Consider the following 26042-nt stretch of genomic DNA (forward strand, 5'->3'; position numbering starts at 1 on the left):
ACAGCGGGCACTGTCGATCAGATGATCGTTTCGTGAGCACCACCAATGGCCCGCGTCTCGTCGGGCGCCGCGACGAGCTGCGATCCCTGTTCGGATACCTGGACGAGGTCGATTCCCGGGGGCGCGCGATCGGGCTCTTCGGAGAACCCGGGGTGGGCAAGAGCGCTTTGCAGGCGGAGGTCGTGGAGCACGCGCGGTCTGCCGGATTCACCGTGCTCACCGCGCGGGGCAGTCAGTCCGAGACGCGCCTCCCGTTCGCCGGCCTCCATCAGTTGCTGCGGCCCCTGCTGCCCCGCGTCGACCGGCTTCCGGCCGTGCAGCGCGACGCGCTCTTCGCCTGCTTCGCGATGAGCGATTCGACCGAGGTGCAGCCGTTCTTCACCTCCCTGGCGGTTCTGGAGCTGCTCGTCGACGCCGCGGGTCAGACGCCGGTCCTCGTGTGCCTCGACGACCTCCACTGGATGGACCAGCCGTCGATCGACGCGCTGGCCTTCGTCAGCCGTCGCATCGCCAGTGAGCGGGTGATCGTGCTGTGCACATCGCGACCCGCGTCGCTGCCGTTCACCGACGCCCACACGATCGAGTGGGTGGAGCTGGCAGGCATCGACGAGGCCGCGTCGGCCTCGTTGCTGAACGCGCGGGCGCCGCACCTGGCTCCGACCGTGCGCGATCGCGTACTGCGGGAGGCCCGCGGCAATCCGCTCGCCCTGCTCGAATTCGCCAGTGCGCTGGAGTCGGGGCGGTACTCGTGGACCGAGTTCGACGAGGACCTGCCCATGACCACACGCCTTGAACGCACGTTCGCCACGCATGCGGAGCATCTCGCCCCGGCCGTGCGCGCGGTGCTGACCGTTGCCGCGGTCGACGACGGCGACGACCTCAACGATGTCCTCGCGGCCGCGGGGATACTGTTCGGTTCGCCGGTCGACCTCGTCATGGCGCAGCCGGCCCTCGACCACGGGCTCCTGACCGTGCTCGGCGAGCGGTACCGGATTGCCCACCCGCTGGTCGGTTCTGCCCTTCGGCAGGGCATGCCGCTGGCCACACGCCTGCGGGCGCACGCGGCGCTCGCACATGTCCTGGCCGATCATCCGGATCGCGCGACGTGGCACCGGGCCTCCTCGGTGTCAGGACGCGACGAACACATCGCGGCCGAATTGGAACGGGCGGCCGAGAACGCCCAGCGCCGCGGTGCGGTCGCCTCGGCCGCCGCGTGGCTAGAGCGAGCGGCCGCGCTGAGTCCGGACCCGCGGTCACAGGCCGCGCGTCTGATCAGCGCCGCGGAACTCGGGTATCAGCTGGGCCGGTTCCGCCAGGTCGAGCAGATCAAGGCGCAGGTCACGGGCATGACGCTCCGGCACCGCGATCAGTCGAGGCTGGCCGCGCTCGAGGGCGTCTTCCACGACGGCTCCACCGGTGAGCCCGCGGAAGTACGTCACCTGGTCGGCCTGGCGGAGCACGCCGGCGGCGCACAGGACATCGGCCTTGCCATGCACCTGCTGATCGGCGCGGCCCGGAGGGCGTGGTGGCGCGATCCCGGTGCGGAGGTGCGGCATGAGATCGTCCGGGCCGCCCAACAGATGGGTGTACCCTCCAGCGACCCAGGGCTGCTGGCCGTTTACGCGCTTTCCCAGTCCGACGAGCAGAGGCCGGAGGTCATCGAGCAGCTCGCGCGGTGGCCGGCGGACGCCGGCGGACGACCGGATCAGGCCGGCCTGCTGGGCATCGCCGCGTTTTGCACGGGCGATTTCCGCCATGCCGTCGCCTTCCTGTCCACCCCCGTCCGGGAGCTCCGCGCGCAGGGCCGTATGAGTCTGCTTGCCGAGGCGCTCGCGATACGGGCCTGGGCCGAGGTCTACCTGGGGGTCTTCGACGCGGCACGCTCGGCCGACGAGGCCATGCGGCTCGCGGACGAGACGGGCCAGTCGCTGTGGGCCGCCACCGCACGCATCGCCGTGGCGTTGATCGACGCGGTCCGCGGAGGTCCGGACACCCGCCACGATCTGCTCTCGGAGGCCGAACACGTGGCGCTGCGGACCCCGAATGCCGCGTCGTCCCTGCTGGCCGGCGTGCAACTGACCCGTGGTGTCACCGAGTTGGGCGCGAACCGGCACGAGCGGGCGTACGGCGAGCTTCGTCGGATGTTCGTGCCCGGCGACCCCGCGTTCCAACGGGTGCAGCAGGTGTGGGCGCTCAGCTACTTGGCCGAAGCCGCCGTCCGCGCCAATCACCGGGCCGAGGCGAGATCCCTGTTGACGTCCATCGAGCAGATCGCGGGTGCTCGCCCTTCCACCGGTTCGGTCATCGCGCTGGAGTACTCCAGGGCGGTGCTGGCCGACCGCGGCTCGGCGGAGTCGCTCTTCCAGGCAGCCATGGCCGGCGCGGCTCGCGAGCTCCCCTGGCACCGGGCGCGCATCGAGCTGGCTCACGGCTCGTGGCTGCGTCGGCAACGGCGCGTCGTCGAGTCCCGTGGGCCGCTGCGGGCGGCGAGGGCCACGTTCGACGCCGTGGGTGCTCGCACCTGGGCGCGGCGAGCCGACCAGGAGCTCCGTGCGACGGGCGAACGCGGGTGGCAGCCGACGTCGAACCCGCGCGAGCTGCTTTCGCCGCAGGAGACCCAGATCGCCGAGCTGGCGGCGCAGGGGTTGTCCAACCGCGAGATAGGACAGCATCTGTTCCTGTCGCACCGGACGGTCAGCTCGCACCTGTACCGGATGTTCCCGAAACTCGGAATCGCCTCCCGCAATCAGCTCGCTGCCGCGCTGACCCGGCACGGCGGTCAGTCCGCGCCACGGCCGCCTTCGGTCGGTTGACGTCACTTCTCGGGCGGGGTCGTTCTCCTTCCTGACGGAGTCGGCGGGACCGCGCGTTGCCGTGTGGTCCCGCCGACCGGTGTCACCGGGTCACCCGGTGGCCCGCGCCGCCGCCCCGACGAGGTCTGCGACGGCTTCCGGGTGAGAGACCGACACGGCGTGCGAGGCGCCCGGAACGGTCACGGTGTGCGCATGGGCGCGCCGGGCCATGGCCCGCTCGGCCGCCGGCGGGATGGCTTGGTCGGCGGCGGCGACCAGGTACCAGGACGGGATGGTCCGCCAGGCCGGTGCGCTGCTGGGCGCTGCCAACGCGGCCACCGCGACCGGGCGTTGCCCGGCCGCCAGGAGGCGGGCCTCGCGGGCCGGCACGTCGGCGGCGAAGACCTTCCGGAAGGCTGACGGGTCGATGTAGGCGTCCTGGCCGCCGGGGAACGGCCGCACCACGAGGGACGACGGCAGTTGGCTGCCCGGATACTCCCCGGTGATTCCCAGGCTGCTCTCGCCCTGGTCGGGCGCGAAGGCCGCTATGTAGACCAGTGCCCTGACGTTGGCGTGTCCCGCGGCGGCGTTGGTGATGACCGCGCCCCCATAGGAGTGCCCCACCAGGACGACGGGCCCGGGAATGGTGTCCAGGACGCTGGACAGGTAGGCGGCGTCGCCGGCCAGGTCGCGCAGCGGGTTCGCCACGCCGAGGACGGGGTAGCCCTCGCGCTCCAGCCGGGCCACGACGCCGTCCCAACTGGAGGAGTCGGCGAAGGCGCCGTGCACCAGGACGATCGTCGGCTTGGCCGCCTTCACGGCGCCGGCCGCCGGGCCCGCCGGGTTCACGGCGGCCACGGAGCTCGCCGGGATGGCGAGCAGGGCCGCGGCCACCAGCGCGGGGATCACAACGCGCGTGCGCCGCAGCAGGGCCCGGGCGGACGGCGCGGACGGCGCGGACTTGGTGTATGTCATGTCGGCCTCCTTCAAGGTCTCGGGGTCTCGGGGGTCCGTCACAGCGCCGGGGGCGGCACTTCTGATCATGACTGTTCCCAGCAAAGTCGTTCGGTTCAGGGGCGGTTGAGGAAGTCGAGCAGCATGGCGGTCAGCTCCTCGGGGTGTTCTTCGTAGATCCAGTGACCGGAGTCGGGGATGACCGCGCCCGTGACGTCCGAGGCGTACTGCTCGGCCTGGTCTCCCACCGTTCGGCCGAGGCTGCCCGAGGCGCCGATGGCGAGCACCGGCATCCGGAGCGGGGTCTTCTGGAACCGCGCGTTGTCGCGTATGTCCTCCGGGAACACCCGGAACCAGCCCAGGCTCGCCTTCAGGTGGGCGGGGTCGCGCAGGTAGTGGGCGTACACCCGGATGTCGGCCGGGGTCACCGCGCCCGGGACACGCTCGAACCCGCCGATGAAGCCGGCGGTCCAGGCGACCTCACGCCCCCTGATCATGTTTTCCGGCAGGCCGTCGGTCAGGTTGAAGAACCCGAAGTTCCAGACGCCGGGCCCCTGCGCGGTCAGCGAGGGGATGCTGTAGATACTCAGGTCCGGGATCGGCGCCTCGCTCAGGACGAGTTTGGTGACGGTGGCCGGGTACTGGGCGGCGTAGGAGTAGGCCACCATCGTGCCGATGTCATGGCCGACGATCCGTACGTCGTCGTCCTTGTCGAGCGATGCCAGGAGCGCGTGCAGTTCGGCGGCCATCGTCTTCTTGTCGTAGCCGGAGGCCGGGGCATCACTCTGTCCGGCGCCGGGCAGATCGGGGGCGATGACCGTGTAGTGCTCGGCGAGGGCGGGCATGATGCGGTGCCACTCGTACCAGGTCTGGGGATAGCCGTGCAGGAGCAGCAGCGTCGGTCCGCGGCCGCCGATGACGTAGTGCAGGCCGATGCCGGCCACGCGGGTCTTGTGCTCGCTGAATCCCTTGGGCACCCGCTCGCCGGCGGACGATGCCGACGCGGGGACAGCGGGGGCAGCGGGAGCAGCGGGGGCAGCGGGAGCAGCAAGGGTTGCGGGGGCAGCGGGAGTCGCTGCCGCGGTGATCGTGGTCGCGCCCACGGCGACGGCCAGGGCAGCGGCCAGGGCGACGGCCACGCCGAGCACGCGGCGGTTTTCGGGCAGGGGGTAGCGCATTCGGTGCTCCAGTTTCAGGGACGGGTGACGATCCGGCGGGGCGGGACGACGTGCCGGGATCAGAGGGTGTCGGTCATGCCGCCGTCGATGACGAAGTCGGCGCCGGTGACGTTGCCCGAACGTCGGCCGGCCAGGAACACGACCAGGTCGGCCACTTCGGCCGGCAGGGTGAAACGGCCGGTGACCGCGTCGGCCGCGGCGGTCTCGGCGACGGTGCGCGGATCGACGCCCAGGCCGGCGCCGACGGTCGCGGCCACCCCGGCCGCGCCCTTCCACAGCGGGGTCTCGACCGGGCCCGGGCTCACCGAATTGACGCGCACACCCTGCGGACCCACCTGCTTGGACAGCGCTTTGCAGAAGTTGGACAGGGCCGCCTTCGCGGCGCTGTAGTCGATGACCAGCGGGTCGGGAAGCCGGGCGTTGACCGAGGAGACGGTGACGATCCGGCCGTCGCCGGTGGCGATCAGGTGGGGCAGGGCGCTGCGGGTGGCCCGTACGGCGGCCATCACGTTGATCGTGAACGTCCACTCCCAGTCCGCGTCGGTCGTGGCCAGGAAACCGTCGACCCGGGGACGCACCGCGCCGACGTTGTTCACCAGGACATCGAGGCCGCCGTGCAGCTCGGCCGCGGCGGCGACGAGCGAACCCGGGCCGTCGGGGGTGGCCAGGTCGACCTCCATGACCGTCAGGTCGGCGCCCCCCTTGACCAGGTCGTCGAGTGCCTCGGTACGGTCTCTCGTCCCGGCGACGACGCGGGCGCCGGCTGCCAGCAGACCCTCGGTGACCGCCAGGCCGATGCCCCGGCCGGCGCCGGTCACCACGGCACGCTGACCGGCCAGGCCGTGGTCCCATGCGGAGACGGTCACCGCGTCAGCTCCAGGCTCTGCCGCCGCAGCCAGGCCAGGGCCGCGTCCGCGACCTCGCGCCAGCCGCCGTCGATCGTCAGGGAGTGCCCGCGGTCGGGGAAGGTCATGAAGTCGGTGACGGCCTGGGAGTGCCGGTACTGCTTGAGCGTGGCGCGCGTGACGGTCTCCGGGACGGTGTGGTCCTTGCCGCCGGACATCAGCAGCATCGGCCCACGCCCGGAATTCGCGGTGTCGACCCTCGCCGGCGAATGGGGGTTGAAGTTCGCCGCGGCGGCCTCGAACAGCGGCTTGCCCGGCGCGGGAATGGTCCACCGCTCGTACAGCGCGTCGGACTCCTCCTGGGTCAGGGCGTTGCCGAACGCGAAGCGGAACTGCTCTGCGGTCAGGGACACGGCGCGGTGCTTGTTCGCCGGGTTCTTGAACACCGGCAGCGTCGACCGCAGCGCGGACAGCGGCAATGGCAGCACCCCCTTGATCTGGGCCGCGTCGATCGCCACGGCGGCCGCGGCCAGATCCAGGCCGAGGAGCTTCTGGGCGATCATGCCGCCGAAGGAGTGGCCGATGAGGATCGGGGGCGTCTCCATGCCCCGGATGATGTCCGTGTAGTGCTCGACGACGTCGTCGATGCCGTGGTCGGCGATGCTCTCCGGGCTCTCCCGCGCCTCCTCCACGGTATCGGGGTCGCCGGGCCAGCCCGGCGCGGACGGGGCGTAGCCCTCCTGCTGGAACAGGTCGATCCACGGCTGCCAGGAGGTGCTGTGCAGCCACAGACCGTGGATGAAGAGGACTGGGGTGGGCCTGGTCATGACGGTGGAGCCTTTCTCGCACGTCTCGTGAACGACATCAAGGGATGGGGGCAGGAAGGTAGAGATATGGAGGTCACGGGGTTCAGGGGCGGGGGTTCAGGGGGGGGGTGCCGAACGGACCGAGCAGCCCGGCGTCGATGCGGAACGACTCGACCAAGGTCGCCGCGTTGTCGAGGGTGAAGACATCGGCGGCGGCGAGTACGCCGGTGTATTTCGCGGCCACCGGCGCGGCGGCCTGCACCGCCACCGCGTCGAGGTACGTCTTGAAGATCGCCCACGCGTTGCCCTGCGGGCCGTACTTGTCGAAGTAGGGCGTGGGGTCCAGGTTCATCGACGCCCGCGTGGAGGCTTCGAGGTCGGCCATGTAGGCACGCTGGAGGTCGCCGTCCGCGCGCACGCCGAGCCGGCCGAGATGCCCGCCGACCAGGGTCCGCCAGGGGTACCCCATGGCGATGTCCTGGGCCCGGAGCCAGGCCGGAATGTCCTGGGAGACAGCGATGTTCTTGAACGGCACCCAGCCCGGGTACAGGATGTCGACAACCATCAGGGTCTTGTGCTCCGGGGCATGGATGAAGATGTTGTCCGGGCTGTGGTTGGGGCCGTGGTAGGCCAGTTCCAGGCGCTCGCCGCCGACCAGGAGCGTGTAGCGGTCCTCGAACGTGACGGAAGGTGCCGGACGGTTCGGGTCGTTGGCGCGCAGCAGCAGGCGCCGGCATTCGGCATGGCCGATGCGCACGACGTCCCTACCGAAGATCGACGAGGCCCCGATGTGGTCGGCGTGCGAGTGCGAGTAGACCAGGTGCGTCACCTTCGCCGGACGGCCGTTGGCCCGCGTCACCTCGGCGATCGCCCGCAGGAGGTTGTGCCCGATCGTCGGCGGCGCGTCGACCAGGACGACGCCTTCCCGGGTGCTGAGGAACATCGCCTGGTAGAAGCCGTCGGTCACCCAGTGGAGGTTGCCGTTGATCCGGCCGACGAAGTAGCCCGCCTCGTTGGGTACCGGCCCCTTCGCCGCGTCCGGGACCGGTGCGAAGTCGGGAAGACCGGAGGCGTCGGCCGCCGCGGCCGTACCCTGCAGGGCGCCGCCGACGACGACGGCGACGGGCAGCGCGGCGGCCGAGCGCAGCACAGTCCGGCGGTACTGCGGGGTGTTCCAGGGCATCGGTTTCATGGAGCTGCCTTTCCGGGTCAGAGGTGCGGCGCCCAGGGGTTCAGGCACTCGCGGCGGACCGCCCGCCGCGCCGAGCCGATCGCGCCACCGCGGGCCAGGCCGCTGTGAGGCCCACCACGGGCGTCGATGTCGTCGGTGCTCCACTGGACTGCCGACAGGACAACATCCGGCCCGGTCCGTTCGAACCGGGGTCACACCCCTGTCCTGGCACGCCGCGGCCGCGTGGCACCGCTGGGGATCTGCCCCGGTGCGAGCCGAGGCGGGCTGTGGTGCGGTGATCCTGACCCGCGCCGGGCGGCGCGCCGCATCGGCCCCGGCGCGCACCCGGAGAGGGGAAGGGGGACCGATGTCCCTGTCCCAGGTCGAGGGGGGTCTGAGTGCTCCCAGCCCTCGTACCGAAGGTCCTTACGGAAATCCGCCCACTTGCCGACGACGTTCGAGGGCATGGGCGGCGGAGGCACAGTCGGGACGTCTACCGGCCTGAAGGCGTAAACGGGCTGGAGCTTACGGGTGTCGTAGGCGGTCTTGACCAACTTGCCGAGAGCAGCGGCTGCCTGAGCGGCACGCAGTTCACCCCACTCGTGCTCCTGCCGTCAGCAGTGCACCGGCTCCTGCCAGGAACTCACGTACAACGCGTTCGGTTGCTCGGGATTCGGCAAGGGTCTCCTCTTCGTAACCGCTGTTCCAGATCCACCCACAGTGATCGTTGCGGAGCTCGGAGATCGAGATGAACTTCTGGGTGGCGTCAACCGATTCGGCTGCCGTCACGAACGTGCCCACCTTGCTGTCCAAACCACGCTGGGCATCGACCGCCAAACGGTCGAACCCGGTGCGCAAATCCGTCACGGTCTCACGTTATGGGCGCAATGTCCTATTGTGCCTGCGCCGGCGGCGCAATACTGCAGCGCTGATCGCGGCCACCACGACCATTCCTCCTCCGATCGCTGCCAACATCCCAGCGGATGATGCCGTCTGTGCAGCGTCGGCGAACGTTCCGGTGACGGATGGGGTGGGGATGGCCCCGGAGCCGGGCTCGGGGGGCTGCGTAGTGGTTGGCTGCCTCGGTGCTCCGGACCGGACGGGTGATGCCGGGGCGTCAGGGTTGATGACGAGGACCGGTGCGGGGTAGGGCGGTTCTTCGCTGCCGGTCTGCCTCTGATCCCAGGTGGCGATCGTCCCGTTGGAGTAAGTCTGCTCGGTGTCGAAGCTGACGGATCGCTGGTTGGGCAGAGGGCCCACCCGTACCGTGAAGCTCAAGTGATTGTCGGGCTTGATCTCGTGCCCTGGCTTCGCCGTCCAGATCAATTGGGTGACCTGCTTGGCGGACCCCGCGATAGTTTTCTCGGTCCACCCGTCGAGCAGAGGAACCGCAGTGACGGACAGATCGGACGGAATGGCGACGGCGACCCGCACGGTGGTGGCGTCGGCCAGCTCACTGGGGACGCGGAACTGGAGGGTGGCGGGTTGTCCGGGCCTGGCCTCAGCGATGACCCGTACGTGAGCCGAGGCAGGTCCGGCGAGAAGAAGGACTGCTCCCGCCGCATTTGCGGTGGCAGTGAAGAAGGTGGCGAGGTGCCGTCGAGTGCGGCGGGGCATGAATGGTCCTCTCAGCTCGGCGTCGGAGTCAGCAGCAGTCGCAGTACACGAGATCAGCGATCTGGACCGCATGGCCGTGCATGCTGCCCTGGTTAGCGAGTGCGGCCGTCTGGACGGGAGTTGCGGCGCCCTTGGCTGAGATGGAGACGCTCTGGCCGTCGAAGGCGCTGAAGCCGAGCACCATGGGAGCGTTGCCGTTCGCGTCGGTAGTGAAGGAAAGTGCCGGGGTCTTCCGGCCGTCGGCGGCGACGGAGTACGCCTGGTAGACAGTGCTGGGACTGAGACGGCGTGCCTGGAGCTGGATCATGTCCAGTCCGCCCACAGGACGGATGGTGGCTTCCAGAACGCGGCCCTTTACCGGGTCCAGGGTCTCGCCGGCGGTGCCATCCGGCAGGGTGGTGGGAACGTTGTGGGCTTGCTGGTCGAGCCCCTGGCGGCCGAGATTGGAGGCATCGCCGGCAGCGGCCGCCCTGGGTGCGTAGACGACAGCCTGCGGTTCCTGCCCTGTCTTGATCGTGTTGGTCACTTTGTTGGTAGCGGTGTCGATGACGTCCACCGCATCGGACTTCTCCAGGCCGACGTACAGCCGGGAGCCGTCGCCGCTGGCCCAGGCACCGTGCGGGGCGTGCCCGCTGTTTTTGATCTTGGCTACCAGGACCGGTGCACTGTTGTTGAGACGGTATGCCCAGGTCTCGTCCAGCCCGCCCATGGTCACGTAGGCGTAGTTCCCGGTGGAGGTATCGGCGAACTGGGGGTGGTTGGTGTCAGGTCCGGTGGCGAGGACGGTGGCAACTTTGTGGTGGACCAGGTCCACCACGGAGACCTTGCCGGCACGTTTGTGCGCCGCCCACAGTTCCTTGCCGTCAGGCGAGATCGCCTGGTCGGAGGAGAAGTCGTCGCCGAGACCAGTGATGCGGTCCTCTACCTTGCGGGATGCCACGTCGATCACGGTGATTTCCGGCATGCTGATGTGGTTCACGTACGCATGCTTGCCGTCGGGGCTCATCACCACTTTTGACGGACCCTGGCCGACGGGGACATTGGCGACGACCCCGCCGTGTACGGCATCGACGATGGTGACCGTGTTCCGGCCCCGGTTCGCCACCCAGAACTGCTTGCCGTCGGCGGTGAAGCTGCCCTCGTGGGAAGCGCGGCCGACATCGGTCGTGCTGGCGACCTTGTTGGTGGTTGTGTCGACGATGTCGACCGTGTTGCTCGTGACGCTCACCACCGCCAGGCGCTGACGGTCCGGTGAAAACGCCAGGCCGTGCACGCCGACATCACCGAGGTACTGGGGACTCAGGGTGCCGCCGATCCGCTGGTCGCCAAGCTTGATCGTGCCCAGTGTCCTGTTGGAGGAAGGATCTATCACCGAGACCGTGTTGGATGTCTGATCGGCCGTGTACACGCGATCCTGGCCCGAGATGGGAATCGTCTCGTGGCGGGTGGCCGAAGCGGTTGCGGCTGCGGGCTCGGGGCTGGCCTGCGCCAGGGACGTGGCAGCCAGCGTTCCACCTCCGACCCCCAGTGTGGCGATCAGCACCCAGGTGGCACGACGTACAGAAGACATTTTTTCTCTCCATGATTATTATTTTTCGGGCATGGCGGATCGCCTGATCGCCCGAGGGAACTAAGCGGCAGGAAGTGTTGGTGTCAGCTTTCAGACAGACGGGGGTGGTGTCACGGGAATGCGAGCCACGACCCGGCCCTCCTGGTTTTCTACGATCAGAGCCGTGATGGTGTCGCGACGCATTGCGGTCACCATGCGGGTGGAGACCTGCTTGTCACTCACGGCCCGAACGCTGCCCCCAGAGGCACGTACACCGGCAGCGTTGACGGTCATCATGCGGTAGACCTTTCCCGACTGGAGCCCGGACAAGGCCACCGGCACCTCAGTGCCTCCGGGGCGAGTGACCATTTGGCCCTGGCGGACCAGTGCCACGGCTTCGGCAGGCGCTTGGTCCTGTTTCGTCGCGAGCGGTACGACCACTGCAGCGGCGGCAAGGAAGGCCGTAGCCACGCTCAGGGTGATCCGCCTTCGGATCCTGGGCCGCGCAGCTTGCCCCCCGGCAATGTCTTTGGCGATGTCTCCGCGAATTCGGTTTCCGAGATCTTTGGATGGCCGTCCATCGGTTGCTGCCGGGTGTGCGCCTGCACACTCGGAAAGTGAGTCTGCCCGACGTAGTGTCCGCAGCACATCACCGAACTCGGACAGCTCGCGAGTGCACTCTGCACACCGGTCGAGATGCCAGGCCGACTCCCCAGTCAGGGGAATTCCGAGAAGCAGGCGCTCGGTCAGCAGGGGCCGAAAAGAGAAACATTCCTGATTCATTGCACCAACCACCCGTTCTCTTCCAGGATGAGTCGCAGAGCGCGCACGCCGTAATAGAGCCGGCTACGCATGGTGGAAGCCGAGATGTTCAGCTCCTCGCCGATCTCCGCGCAGGTCCGGCCACCGAAATACACCTCGACGACGGCCTCGCGGTGCTGCGGGCTCAGCCGATCCAGGGCTTCCGTCAGCTGAATCCGCTCAAGAAGCTGGTCGACCGGGTCGAACCCCGAAGCTGACTCCGACACTGCATCCCACGACGAGTCGGGTGCCTCGCGAACCTTGCGCCTCCGAATGGCGTCCGTAACACCGTTGCGCGCGATGGCGAACAGCCAGGTCCGCATGCTGCCTTGGTCCGGATCGAAGCCCCGGGGGGATCGCCAGGCGCGGACGAAGGTCTCTTGCACCACATCCTCGGCGAGTTGCCGGTCGTCCAGTGCCCTGTAGGCGAACCCGAACAGCGCTCCGCCGTAGAGCTGGTAAGCGGCATGCACTTCCCGCTCCGTTCTCAGTCCCGCAGGCTCCGAGCCCGTCGGCCGGGCGGACCGGCGCAACCACCGCAGGGGACTACCGCTTACAGCCACGGTCACCCCCATCCGTTCCCGCGCCAGATTGCCATGGTGCTCCCAACCCCAGAGAAGACATATTCACCAGGGGATACGCACGACCTGTTGCGAGTGTTGAAGGACCAGGAAGAATCGTTCGGAAGATCTCGCGGAACCGGGTAGCCCGGCTCGGCGAGATCTTCCGAATTCATCGTGCCCCGCACCGTCGGGCAGACCTGCGTGGTCCACCTGCTGCGGAATTTCTTCTGCCATGCCGCCCGCCAGGACTGGGACAAGATCGCGAAGGTACTCAAGCCCGTCTCACCGCGGCGACCGAGGAAGCCGCACTCGAGCGGTTCGCGGAGTTCGCCGACGCGTGGGGCAAGAAGTATCCGGTGATCGTCCGGCTCTGGGAGAATGCCTGGGAGGAGTTCACTCCTTCCCTCCGCTTCGACACCGAGATCCGCCGCATCGTCTGCACCACCAACGCGATCGAGTCCGTGAACGCACGGATCCGACGGGCGGTGAAAGCCCGCGGCCACTTCCCGAACGAGCAGGCAGCGCCGGAGTGCGTCTCCATGGCGATCATGTCGCTGGGCCCGACCGGCAAGGGCCAGCCCGCTGGACCATGCGCTGGAAGACCGCCCTGAATGCCTTCGACATCACCTTCGACGGCCGACTCTCGGCAGCCCGCCAGTAACCCTCAACAACCCCAGTTACACCGCTCGTTTGACAGACCCGGACAACGCCCAGCGGCGAGCCGCGATCGAGGAGTTGGGAAACGTGCCGTGGAAGGGAGCGGAGAACCGCGCCCGCCGCAAGGCGATGAAAGCCGCGATCGACGAAATGCCGCAACGCGGCCGAGGCCACCGCCAGGCTGGTCCCGCTTCAGCGGAAGACCGAGGCGGAGGAGGCCCGTAAGGCCGCCAAGACAGCCAAGGACAAGGCGAAAGCCGAGGCCAGGGCCAAGAAGAAGAGCAAGCGGAAGAAGCCGAAGAAGTAGGGCACCGGAGCGGACCGCTCACGCATCGCTCACGCAAGCCATCTCGCGGCACCCCGGCCGTGTCATGCGTCATGCCCCGGGCATGAAAAAACCCCAGGTCACGGCGAGTGAGTCCTGGGGTCATTCCGAGCCGCCTTCGGGATTCGAACCCGAGACCTACGCATTACGAGTGCGTTGCTCTGGCCAACTGAGCTAAGGCGGCGTGCCGTGTGCACCATGGTGCGATCAGCAGCGCGGCCAAGTCTACACAGTTTCCGGGGGTGCTCCGCACACCCTCGGCGCGAGGGGCTTCTCGCAGGTCAGGAGCACTTCTTGCCGTCCTTTGGAGGGGTGCCCTCCAGGAGATAGGTGTTGATGGCGGTGTCGATGCAGTCGCTCCCTCGGCCGTAGGCGGTGTGCCCGTCGCCGTCGTAGGTGAGGAGCGTGCCGGAGGAGAGCTGGCGGGCCAGGGACTGGGCCCACTTGTAGGGGGTCGCCGGGTCGCGGGTGGTGCCGACGACGACGATCGGGGCCGCGCCCTTCGCCTCGATCCGGTGCGGGGCGCCGGTGGCCTTGGTGGGCCAGTAGGCGCAGTTCAGGGAGGCCCAGGCGAGGCCCTTGCCGAAGACCGGGGACGCCTTCTCGAAGGACGGGGTCGCGGCGGTGACCTCGGCGGAGTTCGCGAAGGCGGGCGGCAGGTCCAGGCAGTTCACCGCGGAGTTCGCGAACATCAGGTTCGCGTACGAGCCGTTGCTCTCGCGCTCGTAGTACGAGTCGGCGAGAGCGAGCAGGCCGGCGCCGTCGCCGTCCATCGCGCTGGTGAGGGCGCCGCGGAGCTGGGGCCAGGCCGATTCGTCGTACATCGCGGCGATCACGCCGGTCGTGGCGAGGGACTCGCCCAGTTCACGGCTCTCGCCGGTCGGGACGGGTTTGGCGTCCAGGGTTGCGAAGAACGCCTTCATACGGGTCGAGACCTCGGCGGCGGACTCCGTACCGAGCGGGCAGTCGGCCTGCTTGACGCAGTCCGTGGCGAAGGAACGGAAGGCGGTCTCGAAGCCGGCGGTCTGGTCGCGGTTGAGCGTCCGGGCCGGGAGGGAGGGGTCCATCGCTCCGTCGAGGACAAGACGGCCGGTGCGCTTGGGGAACAGCTCGGCGTAGGTGGAGCCGAGGAAGGTGCCGTACGAGGCACCGACGTAGGACAGCTTCTTGTCGCCCAGCACGCCTCGGGCGATGTCCATGTCACGGGCCGCGTCGACCGTGGAGACATGCGGCAGGATCGCGCCGGAACGCCTCTCACAGCCCTGGGCGAACCGCTTGAAGGACGTCGCGAGCCGGTCGGTCTCGGCCTTGTCGTCGGGCGTCTGGTCGACCTGGGTGTAGGCGTCCATCTCCTTGCCGCTGAGACATTCGACGGGCGTACTGCGGGCGACGCCCCGCGGGTCGACGGCCACCATGTCGTATCTGGCCCGGACCGGGGCCGGGTAGCCGATGCCCGCGTATCCCTGGAGATAGCCGACGGCGGAGCCGCCGGGGCCGCCCGGATTGACAAGGAGGGAGCCGATCCGCTTGCCGGGGCCGGTGGCCTTTTTCCGGGCGACGGCCAGCTTGATCTGGGTGCCGTCCGGTTTCGCGTAGTCGAGCGGGGCCTTCATCGTGGCGCACTGGAAACCCGCGACACCGCATGCCCGCCAGGCGAGCTTCTGCCCGTAGAACTTCTTCAGGGCCGCCGGATCCACCGCCGCCGAGCCCGAGCCGGAGGCGGAGTTCGAAGCCGACGCCTCGGACGACGGGCTGCCTGAGCTACAGCCGGAGATCAGCAGACCGGCCGCCACGAGCGCGGTGGCGGAGATACGGAACAGGTGCCTGGTGTCCATCCAGGGAGCGTAGCGGCCGGGCGAGGTGTACGGCCTGTCCTTACTCGTACGGGTGAGTCCGTATTCGAGCCAATCATGCGGTCCGCGCGGATTCAGCCCGCCCGCAGCGACACCGCCATCGCCTCCACCGCCAGCAGCGGCGCCACATTGCGGTCGAGCGCCTGGCGGCAGGCGGCGATCGCCTCTATCCGGCGCAGCGTCCGCTCCGGGGTCGAAGCACGGGCGACTCGGTCCAGCGCGTCCCGTACGTCCCCGTTGGCCAGCGCGACCCGCGACCCGAGCTGGAGCGCCAGTACATCGCGGTAGAAGCCGGTCAGATCGGTGAGGGCGAGGTCGAGGCTGTCCCGCTGGGTCCTGGTGGAGCGCCGTTTCTGACGATCGGCCAGCTCCTTCATGGCACCCGCGGTGCCCCGCGGCATCCGCCCGCCCGCCGAGGCGCCGAGGGCGGCCTTCATGTCCTCCGTCTCCTTGACGTCGACGTCCTCGGCCACCTGCTTGGCGTCCTCCGCCGCGGCGTCGATCAGCTCCTGCGCCGCCTTGAGGCAGCCACCGATGTCGTCCACGCGCAGGGGCATCTTGAGGACGGTGGCACGGCGGGCACGGGCCCGTTCGTCGGTGGCCAGCCGGCGGGCTCTGCCGATGTGTCCCTGGGTGGCGCGCGCGGCGGCGTGGGCCGCTTCCGGCTCGATACCGTCGCGCCGGATGAGGACGTCGGCAACGGCCTCCACGGGCGGGGTGCGCAGGACGAGGTGGCGGCAGCGGGAGCGGATCGTGGGCAGGACGTCCTCCAGCGAGGGCGCGCAGAGCAGCCAGACCGTCCGGGGCGCGGGCTCCTCCACCGCCTTCAGCAGGACGTTCCCGGCGCCCTCGGTGAGCCGGTCGGCGTCCTCCAGCACGATGACCTGCCAGCGGCCGACGGCCGGTGAGAGCTGGGCGCGGCGGACCAGCTCGCGGGTCTCCTTGACGCCGATGGACAGCAGGTCGGTACGGATCACCTCGACATCGGCGTGCGTACCGATCAGGCTCGTGTGGCAGCCGTCGCAGAAGCCGCAGCCCGGCTCCCCGCCGAGAGCACGGTCGGGACTGGTGCACTGCAACGCGGCGGCGAAGGCGCGGGCAGCGGTGGAGCGCCCCGAGCCGGGCGGTCCGGTGAAGAGCCAGGCGTGGGTCATCTTCGACGCCTCGGGCGACGCGGTACCCGAGGCGTCGGCGGTGACGCGGGCGTCGGCGTCCCGGGCGGCGGCGGACAGCGTCGCCTGAATCCGGTCCTGCCCGACCAGGTCGTCCCATACGGTCATGCGCCGTCACCGCCTCCGTGCCGAAGTGTCGTCCGCCTGGCATCGAGCATGTCGATCGCCCGGAATCGGACGCGCCCATTCCCGCGCGTGGATCTGCGGAGTCCCCCGCGCGGATTCAATTGTGGGGCCGGAGTCTGACACTCCGGCCCCACCGGCGTGCATACGCCACGTCCTGACAGTGACGGGCCGCCCTGCCGGGCCCGCGAGAACACGCCCTAGCGGCGGCGCCCGCCCTCGCTGTCGTCGCCGTCGTCGCGCGGGCCCAGCAACTCGTCCGCCAGGGTCGGAAGGTCGTCCAGCGGAGTCTCCTCCGCCCAGTCCGAGCGGCGGCGCGGGCGGTCGGACGGGCGCTCCGGGTCGAACTGCGGCAGCTCACGGGTGCGCTCGTTGCCGCCCTCCGCGGGCGGGGCCGGCTCGTCCTTGCGGAAGAAGTCCCCGGGCACCCGGTCGGCCGGATCGGCGTCCCGTACGGGCGGCAGGACGGCGGTCTCGTCGACAGCGCGGGCCTCCCGGGGCTCGTCGGCCCGGCCGGATTCCCCTCGGTCCCAGGTCTCCCTGGGGTCCCGGGCGTTCCCGGCGTCCCGGGGCTCGTCCCGTACCGTCCGCAGCACGGCCGTCTCGTCGACCGCCGGGTCGGTCACCTGCGGGATGACGGCCGTCTCGTCCGCGTCGGGCCCGGCGGGCGGGCGCGGCTCCGCGGGGCGTACCGCCGGGACCTGCTGGGTCACATCGTCCGGAGCGGCGAGGGGCTCCTTGACGAGCCGGGTGGGCATGGTGATCTCGTTCGGCGAGACGGCCGGGGCCGCCGGAGCGGCGGCGGCCGACTCCTCCGCGAGACGGCGCGTCTCCTCGGCCCGGAGCAGCGCCTCCTCCGCCTTGCGCTGCTTCTCGCGGCGTCGCTCCGCCGCCTCCACCCGCAGCCTGGCCTCTTCCTGGGCCTGCCGCTTGAGACGCTCCTGCTCCGCCTGCTTCGCCGCTTCCTCGGCCTCGCGGCGCCTGCGCTCCTCCTCGGCCTTCCTGCGCGCTTCCTCGGCCTGCCGCCTGGCCTCCTCCGCCTGGCGTTCGGCCTCGCGCTGCCGCTCCTCCTCCAGCTCGCGGCGCTTGCGCTCCTCCTCGTCGGCGCGGAGCTTGGCGAGCTGCGCCTGGCGCTCGCGCTCCAGCCGCTCCTCCTCGGCCTTGCGCGCGGCCTCTTCCTCGGCCTTGCGGCGGGCCTCCTCGATGGCGGCCTTCCGCGCCTCCTCCCGGGCCTTCACCTCGGCCTCGGAGAGCGGCAGCATCCGGTCGAGCCGGTGCCGTACGACCCTGGTGACCGACTCCGGTTCCTGGCCGCCGTCCACGACGAGATAACGGCCGGGGTCGGCGGCGGCGAGGGTCAGGAAGCCGGACCGTACCCGCTGGTGGAATTCGGCGGGCTCGGACTCCAGTCGGTCCGGAGCCTCCGTGAAGCGCTCGCGCGCGGTCTCCGGCGAGACATCGAGCAGCACCGTGAGGTGGGGCACGAGACCGTCCGTCGCCCAGCGCGAGATCCGGGCGATCTCGGTCGGCGACAGATCACGGCCCGCGCCCTGATAGGCGACGGACGAGTCGATGTAGCGGTCCGAGATGACGATCGCTCCGCGCTCCAGGGCGGGGCGTACGACCGAGTCGACATGTTCGGCGCGGTCGGCGGCGTACAGGAGTGCCTCGGCGCGGTTCGACAGGCCCGCGCTCGACACGTCCAGCAGGATCGAGCGGAGCCGCTTGCCGACCGGGGTGGCGCCCGGCTCCCTGGTGACCACGACCTCGTGGCCCTTGGCGCGGATCCAGTCGGCGAGCGCCTCGACCTGTGTGGACTTGCCGGCGCCGTCGCCGCCTTCTATCGCGAGGAAGAAGCCGGTGGCTGTCGCGGTCTGCGCGGGGTCGGCGCCGCCGCGCAGGGCGTCCCGCAGGTCGCGGCGGAGCGGCACGCCGGACCGGTCGTCCGTCTTGGCGAGGACGACGGCCGCGACGGGCAGCAGCAGCGCGCCCACCAGCATCAGCGTGAAGGCCGCCCCGTCGTGGGCGAAGACGAACTCGCCGTTGGCGAGGCGGTGCGGGCCGATGGCGGCGGCGAGGAGCGGGGCGACGACCACGCCGAGTGCGACAAAGACCCTGACGACGGCCTGGAGGTGTTCGGTGACGCGGCTCCGGCCGTACTCCTCGGTCTCCAGGTCGACAAGGGTGTGTCCGGTGTTCGCCGCGACACCGGCCGCGAAGCCGGCGAACAGCGCGAGGAACAGCACCGTCGCCGTGTCCGGTACGAGGCCCATCGCGAGCAGCGCGATACCGGTGAGCGCGATCGCCAGCACGAACAGACGGCGGCGGGAGAGTGCGGGCAGCACCTTCGCGGCGCCACGGATGCCGAGCCCGGTGCCGCCGGTCAGCGCGAGGACCAGCAGGGCGAAGGCGACGGGGCCGCCGCCGAGGTCCTTCGCCTGGAGTACGGAGACGGCCACGGCGGAGGCGATCGCCGCGGCGATCGCGGCGCAGGCGAGAACGAACAGCGGCACCGCGCCCGTACGCCCCTTGTCCTGACCCTCGCGGCCCGCCTCACGGGCGGACGGACGGCGCAGGCCGGCGAGCGGCGAACGCGGGCGGGGCGTCGGGCCGCCGGGCAGTTCGAGGAAGTACAGGGTGGACACGGACGCGGCGAACAGTCCGGCCGCGACATACGAGCCGAGAGCGGCCTGGTGCAGCGAGAACCATTCGATGCCCGTGCCGAGGAGGTTGCTGATCAGCGTGGCGACAAGCAGGATCACGGCCGCGACGGGGACGGCCACGAAGGCCGTACGGAGGGAGAGCCGGCGCAGCGCGTCCAGGTGGTCCGGCAGCGGGCGTACCGCTGCGCCCTCCAGCGGGGGCGCCGGAAGCAGGGCGGGAGCCGCGCTGTCCTTGGCGACCGTCCAGAAGCGCTCGGCGACGCCGGCGACGAAGACCGTGCTGAGCAGGATCGGCAGGGCGTTGCCGGGGGTCCAGGCCAGCCAGAGCGGCGCGACCAGCAGCAGGCCGAGGCGGAGCACGTCCGAGACGATCATCGTCCAGCGGCGGTCCAGCGGGCCGCCGTCCCCGGCGGGCTTCCTGGGGGCCTTGCGCACCCGGGAAGCCCCGGAGGTGCCGGCCCCGGACGGGGACTCCGTGTCGCCCGCCGGCCGGGAGGCGCTCTCCTCGCCGGTCCCGGTGGCCACCGGTTTCCCGGCTCCGGTGCCGGGTGTGATCAGTGAGGTCAGCGGACCGTGGAGGGCGACTCCGAAGAGCGCGGTGGCAAGGATCCGGGCGCCGAACACAGCGGCGACGGCGAACGCCGCTCCTCTGTATCCAGGACCGAACGAGCCCTCAGCGATCGCCGCCTGCAACGACAACAGCAGAAGCACGAGAACGGCGAGTACGTCGCCGACACCGCCGGCGAACTGGGCGCCCCACAGCCGCCGAAGCGGAGGAAGGCGCAACAAGGACCGCACGGCACGCTCTCGTGAGTCTGCGGCAAGTGCGTCGGAGTCGGAGGTGGGGCTCACGACCGTTGGCTGCTCGGCTCGCGTCATCCGCCCAGCCTATCCGGAGCCACTGACTCCCTGGATACCCCGTCCGAACATACGGGCGTGCGACGCCCGAGGCGGACGGGGCCGGGCCGTGACAGGGCCGCCGCGCAGGGGCCCCGGCCCCCCTACCGGCCGGTGTGCACCGGGCGCTCTTCCCAGGTCGGACGGCATAACAGAGCCCCCGCGATCACCGGGGGCCCGGCCTCACTGGTCGGCCTTCGCCGAAGCCGCCGTCTTGGCCGCAGTCTTCTTGGCCGCCGTCGTCTTCGCCGCTGTCGCCTTGGCCGTGGTCGTCTTCTTGGCGGCGGTCTTCTTGGCCGTCGTCGCCTTCTTCGCCGGGGCCTTCTTGGCAGGCGCCTTCTTCACGGCCTTCTTGGCCGTCTTCTTCGCCGGGCCCTTCGCGCGCTTCTCCGCGAGCAGCTCGTAACCGCGCTCGGGAGTGATCGCCTCGACGCTGTCGTCGGTCCGCAGCGTCGCGTTCGTCTCCCCGTCCGTGACATACGGGCCGAAGCGGCCGTCCTTCACGACGACCGGGCGCTCACTCACCGGGTCCGTGCCCAGTTCCTTCAGCGGCGGCTTGGCCGCGGCCCGGCCGCGCTGCTTGGGCTGCGCGTAGATCGCCAGCGCCTCGTCCAGCGTGATGTTGAAGAGCTGGTCCTCGGTCTCCAGCGAACGGGAGTCCGTGCCCTTCTTCAGATACGGGCCGTACCGGCCGTTCTGCGCGGTGATCTCGACGCCCTCGGCGTCCACGCCGACGACCCGGGGCAGCGACATCAGCCGGAGGGCGTCTTCGAGGGTGACGGTGTCCAGGGACATGGATTTGAAGAGGGACGCGGTACGCGGCTTGACCGCGTTCTTACCGGTCTTCGGAGTGCCGTCCGGCAGGATCTCCGTGACATACGGCCCGTAGCGGCCGTCCTTGGCGACGATCTGGTGGCCGGTCGCGGGGTCCGCGCCCAGTTCGAAGTCGCCGCTCGGCTTGGCCAGCAGCTCTTCGGCATATCCGACCGTGAGCTCGTCGGGCGCCAGGTCCTCCGGCACATCGGCGCGCTGGTGGCCCTCCTGGTCCTTCTCGCCGCGCTCCACATAGGGGCCGTACCGGCCGACACGCAGCATGATGCCGTCCCCGACGGGGAACGACGAGATCTCGCGGGCGTCGATCGCCCCCAGGTCCGTGACCAGTTCCTTGAGGCCGCCGAGGTGGTCGCCGTCACCGTTTCCGGCGCCCGCCGCGGCGCCCGCCCTGTCGTCGCCCTCGCCGAAGTAGAAGCGCTTGAGCCACGGCACGGCCTGGGCCTCGCCCTGGGCGATCCGGTCGAGATCGTCTTCCATCTTGGCCGTGAAGTCGTAGTCGACCAGCCGGCCGAAGTGCGTCTCCAGCAGATTGACCACGGCGAAGGAGAGGAAGGACGGGACGAGTGCCGTGCCCTTCTTGAAGACATAACCGCGGTCGAGAATGGTGCCGATGATGGAGGCATAGGTCGACGGACGGCCGATCTCGCGCTCTTCCAGCTCCTTGACCAGCGAGGCCTCGGTGTAGCGGGCCGGCGGCTTGGTCGCGTGGCCGTCCACCGAGAGCTCCTCGGCGGAGAGGGCATCGCCCTCGGTGACCTGCGGAAGTCTGCGCTCGCGGTCGTCCAGCTCGGCGTTCGGGTCGTCCGCGCCCTCGACATACGCCTTCATGAAGCCGTGGAAGGTGATCGTCTTGCCCGAGGCGGAGAATTCCGCGTCCCGGCCGTCGGAGGAGCGACCGCCGATCTTGACGGTGACGCTGTTGCCGACCGCGTCCTTCATCTGGGAAGCGACGGTCCGCTTCCAGATCAGCTCATAGAGCTTGAACTGGTCGCCCGTCAGTCCGGTCTCCGCCGGAGTGCGGAAACGATCACCCGAAGGACGGATCGCCTCGTGCGCCTCCTGGGCGTTCTTGACCTTCCCGGCGTACGTGCGCGGCTTGTCCGGCAGATAGCTCGCCCCGTACAACTGCGTGACCTGCGCCCGGGCGGCGGAGACAGCGGTGTCGGAGAGGGTCGTCGAGTCGGTGCGCATATAGGTGATGAAGCCGTTCTCGTACAGCTTCTGCGCGACCTGCATCGTGGACTTCGCCCCGAAGCCCAGCTTGCGCGACGCCTCCTGCTGGAGGGTCGTCGTGCGGAAGGGAGCGTACGGCGAGCGGCGGTACGGCTTGGACTCGACCGAGCGGACGGAGAAGGAGGCGTTCTCCAGAGCGGCGGCGAGTGCCCGTGCGTTCGCCTCGTCCAGGTGGAGCACCTGGTCGGACTTGATCCGGCCGTCCGGGCCGAAGTCACGGCCCTGGGCGACACGGCGGCCGTCGACGGCGCTCAGCCGGGCGGCCAGCGAGGACGGGTCGGAGGCGTCACCGGCGCGGCCGGTGGAGAACGTGCCCGTCAGGTCCCAGTACTCGGCGGAGCTGAAGGCGATGCGCTCGCGCTCCCGCTCGACGACAAGACGGGTGGCGACGGACTGGACGCGGCCGGCGGAGAGGCCGCGCATGACCTTCTTCCACAGGACCGGCGAGACCTCGTAGCCGTACAGCCGGTCGAGGATACGGCGCGTCTCCTGGGCGTCGACCATGCGCGTGTTGAGCTCACGCGGATTGGCGACGGCGGCCCTGATCGCGTCCTTGGTGATCTCGTGGAAGACCATCCGGTGGACCGGGACCTTGGGCTTGAGGACTTCCTGCAGATGCCAGGCGATGGCCTCGCCCTCGCGGTCCTCATCGGTGGCGAGGTAGAGCTCGTCGGATTCGGCCAGCAGTTCCTTGAGCTTTCTGACCTGGGCCTTCTTGTCGGCGTTGACGACATAGATCGGCTGGAAGTCGTGTTCGACGTCCACACCGAGGCGGCGCACCTCGCCGGTGTACTTCTCCGGCACCTCTGCGGCGCCGTTCGGGAGGTCGCGGATGTGCCCGACGCTCGCCTCGACGACATAGCCAGGGCCGAGGTAGCCCTTGATCGTCTTCGCCTTGGCGGGCGACTCGACGATGACGAGTCGGCGGCCGCCGTGTGCGGTCTCGCTGGTCGGGGACAACTTCGCTCTTCTCTCCGGTCGACGCTCGATGGGCCCGTACGGCAGTACGGCAGAACGGCACGCGGGCCTGGTACGGCCCAGCGGTGACGCTGCTTCGCTGCGGAGTGTGACGGTACAACCCGCCCCCGTGTCAAACGGCAAAAGCCCGCAACGGCCACTCGAACGGTAACCCGACTCCAGGCACTCCTGCCGCCCGGACCCCCGAGCCCGCCGCGTCGGGCCGGGCCGCCCGCGGTTCCGCGGAGGGGTGCGGAGGCGGTCATTCAGCGAGGCCCCGCGAGGCGTCCGGTGCAGGTCCGACGGGCTGACGCCGCCGGGTGCGGGCTCGAATCGATCATGTGCCGCGGGTTCCGGTCGGACGGCGGAAAGTCTGGATCAGATACGGCCGAAACACCACACGCCGAGGGCGAGAAAGACCACGCCCGAGAGTGTCGCGAGTGTGATGGACGCCGCCGGCCGCACTCCGTGGGCCACCGGCGCGCGGTGCAGCAGGCGTACCGCCGTCCACAGCAGCAGCCCGGCGCCGAACAGCGTGAAAGCCGTCCCCACGAAGACCGCCGGCCCGCTCTCCATGCCCGTACCTCGTTCATTCCGTGGCGCCCGAAGCGCGGCGCCGAGGACTCAGGAGACCGAGGCTGGCACCCCGGGGCATCACGGGCACGAATTCCGGGTGAACGCCGGGCGCGGGTTCCCCGCATACGCCCGGCCGGCGGTCACCGCGGGCCCGGCGCGGGCTCCAGGAAGCCCTCCTCCACCAGCGTCCGGATCGCCTGGGGCGTACGGTCCCGGAGCAGCACCGGGTCCTCCCCGACGAGTTGGCCGATGGCGTCGAGGATCCGTCCGGCGCTGAGTGTCCCGTCACAGACCCCCGCGAACCCGGCCCCGACCGTGTCGACCTTGGTGGCCCGGCGCATGCCGCGGTTCTGCCGCAGCAGGACATGCTCGGGGTCCTCCGCGCCCGGCAGTCCGACCTGCTCCTGGACGACCTCAGGAGCCAGCACGAAATGGTCGGCGAGGAGCGCGGCGTCGTCATGCGTCCGCAGATAATCCTGCCGCTCGAAGTGCGCCCGGACCGTGTCGCCGAGCGGCTGCTCCACCGGGTGCGGCCACTCCTCCACGACGATCGACGGCTGCTCCGTCCCCGACTTCCTGAGCGTGATCCAGCCGAAGCCGACCGCCTTGGTCTTCCGGGCCTCGAACTCGTCCAGCCACGCGTCGTACCGTGCCGCGTACTCCTCCGGGCCGGTCCGGTGATCGCCGCTGTCACGCAGCCACAGCTCGGCGTACTGCGTCACGTCCTGGACTTCGCGCTGGACGATCCAGGCGTCGCAGCCGTTCGGCACCCATGAGCGCAGCCGCTGCTGCCAGTCCTCCCCCTCCACGTGCTGCCAGTTGGCGAGCAACTGGGCGAACCCGCCGGTGTTGAGCCGCTCCCCCGCCTGCTGAACGAGCGTCCGGCACAGATCGTCCCCGCCCATTCCGCCGTCCCGGTACGTGAGCCGCACGCCGGGCGAGATGACGAACGGTGGGTTGGAGACGATCAGGTCGTACGTCTCGTCCCCGACCGGTTCGAAGAGCGACCCCTCCAGCAGCTCCGCCGCGGGCGCGCCGGAGAGCGCCAGCGTCAGCCGGGTGAAGGCGAGCGCCCGCGGGTTCAGATCGGTCGCGGTGACCCGCGTCGCGTACTGGGAGGCGTGCAGCGCCTGGATACCGGATCCGGTGCCGAGATCGAGCGCCGTCCCGACGGGCGTGCGCACGGTGATCCCGGCCAGGGTCGTCGAGGCCCCGCCGACCCCGAGCACCACCCCCTCGTCGTGTCCGCTCGCGCCTCCGGCACCGCCGACGGCGAGGCCCAGGTCGGAGACGACGAACCAGTCCTGGCCCTCGGGCCCGCCGTACGGGCGCACGTCCACCGTCGCGCGGACCTCCCCGGCGGCCTCCACGACCCAGCCGCCGGCCAGCGCCTCGTCCAGCGGCAGCGCCACCGCCGCCCGCTCCCGGGGGACGGGCCGCTGGAGCAGAAACAGCCGTACGAGCGTTTCGAGCGGTGTGTCGCCGCGGGTGGCGCGCAGCGCGGGCACGGTCTCGCTGCGGGCCAGCGCGGCGTAGGCGGGCGCGCCGAGCAGATCGAGCAGGCCGTCCGCGGTGAAGTCCGCTGCGAGCAGGGCCGCACGGAGCCGGGGCGAGTGGTCGGGCGTGGGAAGACTGGTCGTACTCACCCGCCCATTGTGGCGGCTCCCACCGACAACGGCCTGCGGCCCGGCCCTCCGTTCGGGGGACCGGGCCACAGAGCCGCGTTCGAGAGCGTCCGTGAGCGGATGCCGTGGGTCGCCGTGCCGGGCGACGGCAGAGGTTTACGACGGGGAGCCGCCGCGTCCTGCCGAGCCCGTCACGACCCGCTGCCGCCCGCCGGCGAGGCGGTCGACCCGCCCGCCGTCGGTGACTGCTTCTGGCAGCCGGGCTGCTTCGACATCGCCTTGCCGACGTCACCGGACTGGAGCTTCCGCAGCGCCTGATCGCCGCTCCTGCTGAGCTTGTCCAGTTCGTCCGCGACACCCTTGAGACCGTCGGCGAAGTCCGCCTGGTCCTTGGTGTCGAGCGCGTCGACCTTCTTCCTGAGGTCCGCGTACGCCGCCGAGGTGGAGTTGAGCTCCTTGACGGCCTCCTGCTGGGTCGTCTCGCCGTCGCTCACGGGCGGTGGGCCCGCGCTGCTCACAGCCGAGCCCAGCGACCTGTAGGCGTCGGAGATGGACTGGAAGGCCGCTGCGTCGGTCTTCTGGACATCAGCGGGCTGGCTGCTGTCCGAGGTCGCCTGCTGGATGGAGGTGTTGGCGTCCGCGATCTTCGTCAGCTGGGGCTGAACCTGGTCGCAGACCTTCTTGGCCCAGTCGTTCACCTTGCTGTTGCTGTCGTCACTACTGCAGCCGGACAGCGCCATGAGCAGTACCGCACCGCCGGACAGCGCGGCCACAAGCTTCTTGTTCACCGGATTGGTCCCTTCCAAGGCTCTCGGCCCCGGAACTTACACGGCAAGCGGGCGACAACCGTG

The 26042-nt window shown here is 70.2% G+C and carries 17 protein-coding genes, 1 tRNA gene and 1 pseudogene; 2 read left to right on the forward strand and 17 right to left on the reverse strand.

Annotated features, from left to right (window positions below):
* Positions 1-32: 32 nt before the first annotated feature.
* Positions 33-2813, forward strand: coding sequence for an AAA family ATPase (locus ABZ707_RS19925; protein ID WP_360176297.1), 2781 nt, complete (start codon positions 33-35; stop codon positions 2811-2813).
* A 90-nt stretch (positions 2814-2903) separates the two neighbouring features.
* On the opposite strand, the gene ABZ707_RS19930 is transcribed toward ABZ707_RS19925, so the two are convergent.
* The 9 genes from ABZ707_RS19930 to ABZ707_RS19970 form a co-directional block, all read right to left on the reverse strand.
* Positions 2904-3767, reverse strand: coding sequence for an alpha/beta hydrolase (locus ABZ707_RS19930; RefSeq protein WP_360176300.1), 864 nt, complete (start codon positions 3765-3767; stop codon positions 2904-2906).
* 95 nt (positions 3768-3862) lie between these two features.
* The gene (locus ABZ707_RS19935) at positions 3863-4924 is read right to left on the reverse strand and encodes an alpha/beta hydrolase (RefSeq protein ID WP_360176303.1); all 1062 of its coding nucleotides are present in this window, start codon (positions 4922-4924) and stop codon (positions 3863-3865) included.
* A 59-nt stretch (positions 4925-4983) separates the two neighbouring features.
* Complete coding sequence (locus ABZ707_RS19940; protein ID WP_360176306.1) at positions 4984-5790, reverse strand: SDR family oxidoreductase; 807 nt, start codon at positions 5788-5790, stop codon at positions 4984-4986.
* Complete coding sequence (locus ABZ707_RS19945) at positions 5787-6596, reverse strand: alpha/beta hydrolase (protein WP_360176309.1); 810 nt, start codon at positions 6594-6596, stop codon at positions 5787-5789. The genes ABZ707_RS19940 and ABZ707_RS19945 overlap by 4 nt, the downstream gene beginning before the upstream one ends.
* Positions 6597-6678: 82 nt before the next feature.
* Entirely contained in the window at positions 6679-7767 is a 1089-nt protein-coding gene (locus tag ABZ707_RS19950; RefSeq protein WP_360176312.1) for an MBL fold metallo-hydrolase, read from the reverse strand.
* 570 nt (positions 7768-8337) lie between these two features.
* On the reverse strand, positions 8338-8613 hold the full coding sequence (locus ABZ707_RS19955) for a hypothetical protein (RefSeq protein ID WP_360176315.1): 276 nt from the start codon (positions 8611-8613) through the stop codon (positions 8338-8340).
* A gap of 9 nt (positions 8614-8622) precedes the next feature.
* Entirely contained in the window at positions 8623-9363 is a 741-nt protein-coding gene (locus ABZ707_RS19960; protein WP_360176318.1) for a DUF1775 domain-containing protein, read from the reverse strand.
* A 28-nt stretch (positions 9364-9391) separates the two neighbouring features.
* Positions 9392-10933 (reverse strand): hypothetical protein, encoded by a 1542-nt coding sequence (locus tag ABZ707_RS19965; RefSeq protein WP_360176321.1) that lies wholly within the window; start codon positions 10931-10933, stop codon positions 9392-9394.
* Between the two features lie 758 nt (positions 10934-11691).
* Positions 11692-12186, reverse strand: coding sequence for a sigma-70 family RNA polymerase sigma factor (locus ABZ707_RS19970; protein ID WP_360176324.1), 495 nt, complete (start codon positions 12184-12186; stop codon positions 11692-11694).
* 282 nt (positions 12187-12468) lie between these two features.
* On the opposite strand from ABZ707_RS19970, the pseudogene ABZ707_RS19975 reads away from it, so the two are divergent.
* Positions 12469-12937 (forward strand): annotated as a pseudogene (locus tag ABZ707_RS19975) (transposase); the annotation flags it as partial.
* 431 nt (positions 12938-13368) lie between these two features.
* Here the strand turns inward: ABZ707_RS19975 and ABZ707_RS19980 are convergent.
* The 8 genes from ABZ707_RS19980 to ABZ707_RS20015 form a co-directional block, all read right to left on the reverse strand.
* A tRNA-Thr gene (locus tag ABZ707_RS19980) sits at positions 13369-13442 on the reverse strand.
* Positions 13443-13539: 97 nt separating this feature from the next.
* A complete protein-coding gene (locus ABZ707_RS19985) occupies positions 13540-15093 on the reverse strand; it encodes an alpha/beta hydrolase (protein WP_360176327.1) in 1554 nt (517 codons plus the stop codon).
* A 92-nt stretch (positions 15094-15185) separates the two neighbouring features.
* Positions 15186-16391, reverse strand: coding sequence for a DNA polymerase III subunit delta' (locus ABZ707_RS19990; protein ID WP_360176330.1), 1206 nt, complete (start codon positions 16389-16391; stop codon positions 15186-15188).
* Between the two features lie 215 nt (positions 16392-16606).
* Positions 16607-19948 carry a dTMP kinase gene (tmk, locus tag ABZ707_RS19995; protein ID WP_360176333.1) on the reverse strand — a complete coding sequence of 1114 codons (3342 nt, stop codon included), beginning with the start codon at positions 19946-19948 and terminating at the stop codon, positions 16607-16609.
* A 201-nt stretch (positions 19949-20149) separates the two neighbouring features.
* A complete protein-coding gene (gene topA, locus ABZ707_RS20000; protein ID WP_360176336.1) occupies positions 20150-22993 on the reverse strand; it encodes a type I DNA topoisomerase in 2844 nt (947 codons plus the stop codon).
* 375 nt (positions 22994-23368) lie between these two features.
* Positions 23369-23566, reverse strand: a complete 198-nt coding sequence (locus ABZ707_RS20005) for a hypothetical protein (protein WP_319679803.1) — start codon at positions 23564-23566, stop codon at positions 23369-23371.
* Between the two features lie 140 nt (positions 23567-23706).
* Positions 23707-25212 (reverse strand): methyltransferase, encoded by a 1506-nt coding sequence (locus ABZ707_RS20010; RefSeq protein ID WP_360176339.1) that lies wholly within the window; start codon positions 25210-25212, stop codon positions 23707-23709.
* Between the two features lie 170 nt (positions 25213-25382).
* A complete protein-coding gene (locus ABZ707_RS20015) occupies positions 25383-25979 on the reverse strand; it encodes a small secreted protein (protein WP_360176344.1) in 597 nt (198 codons plus the stop codon).
* Between the last annotated feature and the right edge of the window lie 63 nt (positions 25980-26042).

The organism is Streptomyces sp. NPDC006923 (genome assembly GCF_040635655.1).
Taxonomy (GTDB): domain Bacteria; phylum Actinomycetota; class Actinomycetes; order Streptomycetales; family Streptomycetaceae; genus Streptomyces.

Coding starts and splice junctions, on each gene's coding strand:
- ABZ707_RS19930 (WP_360176300.1), bottom strand. CDS start 3,767: ATGACATACACCAAGTCCGCGCCGTCCGCGCCGTCCGCCCGGGCCCTG.
- ABZ707_RS19935 (WP_360176303.1), bottom strand. CDS start 4,924: ATGCGCTACCCCCTGCCCGAAAACCGCCGCGTGCTCGGCGTGGCCGTC.
- ABZ707_RS19945 (WP_360176309.1), bottom strand. CDS start 6,596: ATGACCAGGCCCACCCCAGTCCTCTTCATCCACGGTCTGTGGCTGCAC.
- ABZ707_RS19950 (WP_360176312.1), bottom strand. CDS start 7,767: ATGAAACCGATGCCCTGGAACACCCCGCAGTACCGCCGGACTGTGCTG.
- ABZ707_RS19960 (WP_360176318.1), bottom strand. CDS start 9,363: ATGCCCCGCCGCACTCGACGGCACCTCGCCACCTTCTTCACTGCCACC.
- ABZ707_RS19965 (WP_360176321.1), bottom strand. CDS start 10,933: ATGTCTTCTGTACGTCGTGCCACCTGGGTGCTGATCGCCACACTGGGG.
- ABZ707_RS19985 (WP_360176327.1), bottom strand. CDS start 15,093: ATGGACACCAGGCACCTGTTCCGTATCTCCGCCACCGCGCTCGTGGCG.
- ABZ707_RS19990 (WP_360176330.1), bottom strand. CDS start 16,391: ATGACCGTATGGGACGACCTGGTCGGGCAGGACCGGATTCAGGCGACG.
- tmk (WP_360176333.1), bottom strand. CDS start 19,948: ATGACGCGAGCCGAGCAGCCAACGGTCGTGAGCCCCACCTCCGACTCC.
- ABZ707_RS20005 (WP_319679803.1), bottom strand. CDS start 23,566: ATGGAGAGCGGGCCGGCGGTCTTCGTGGGGACGGCTTTCACGCTGTTC.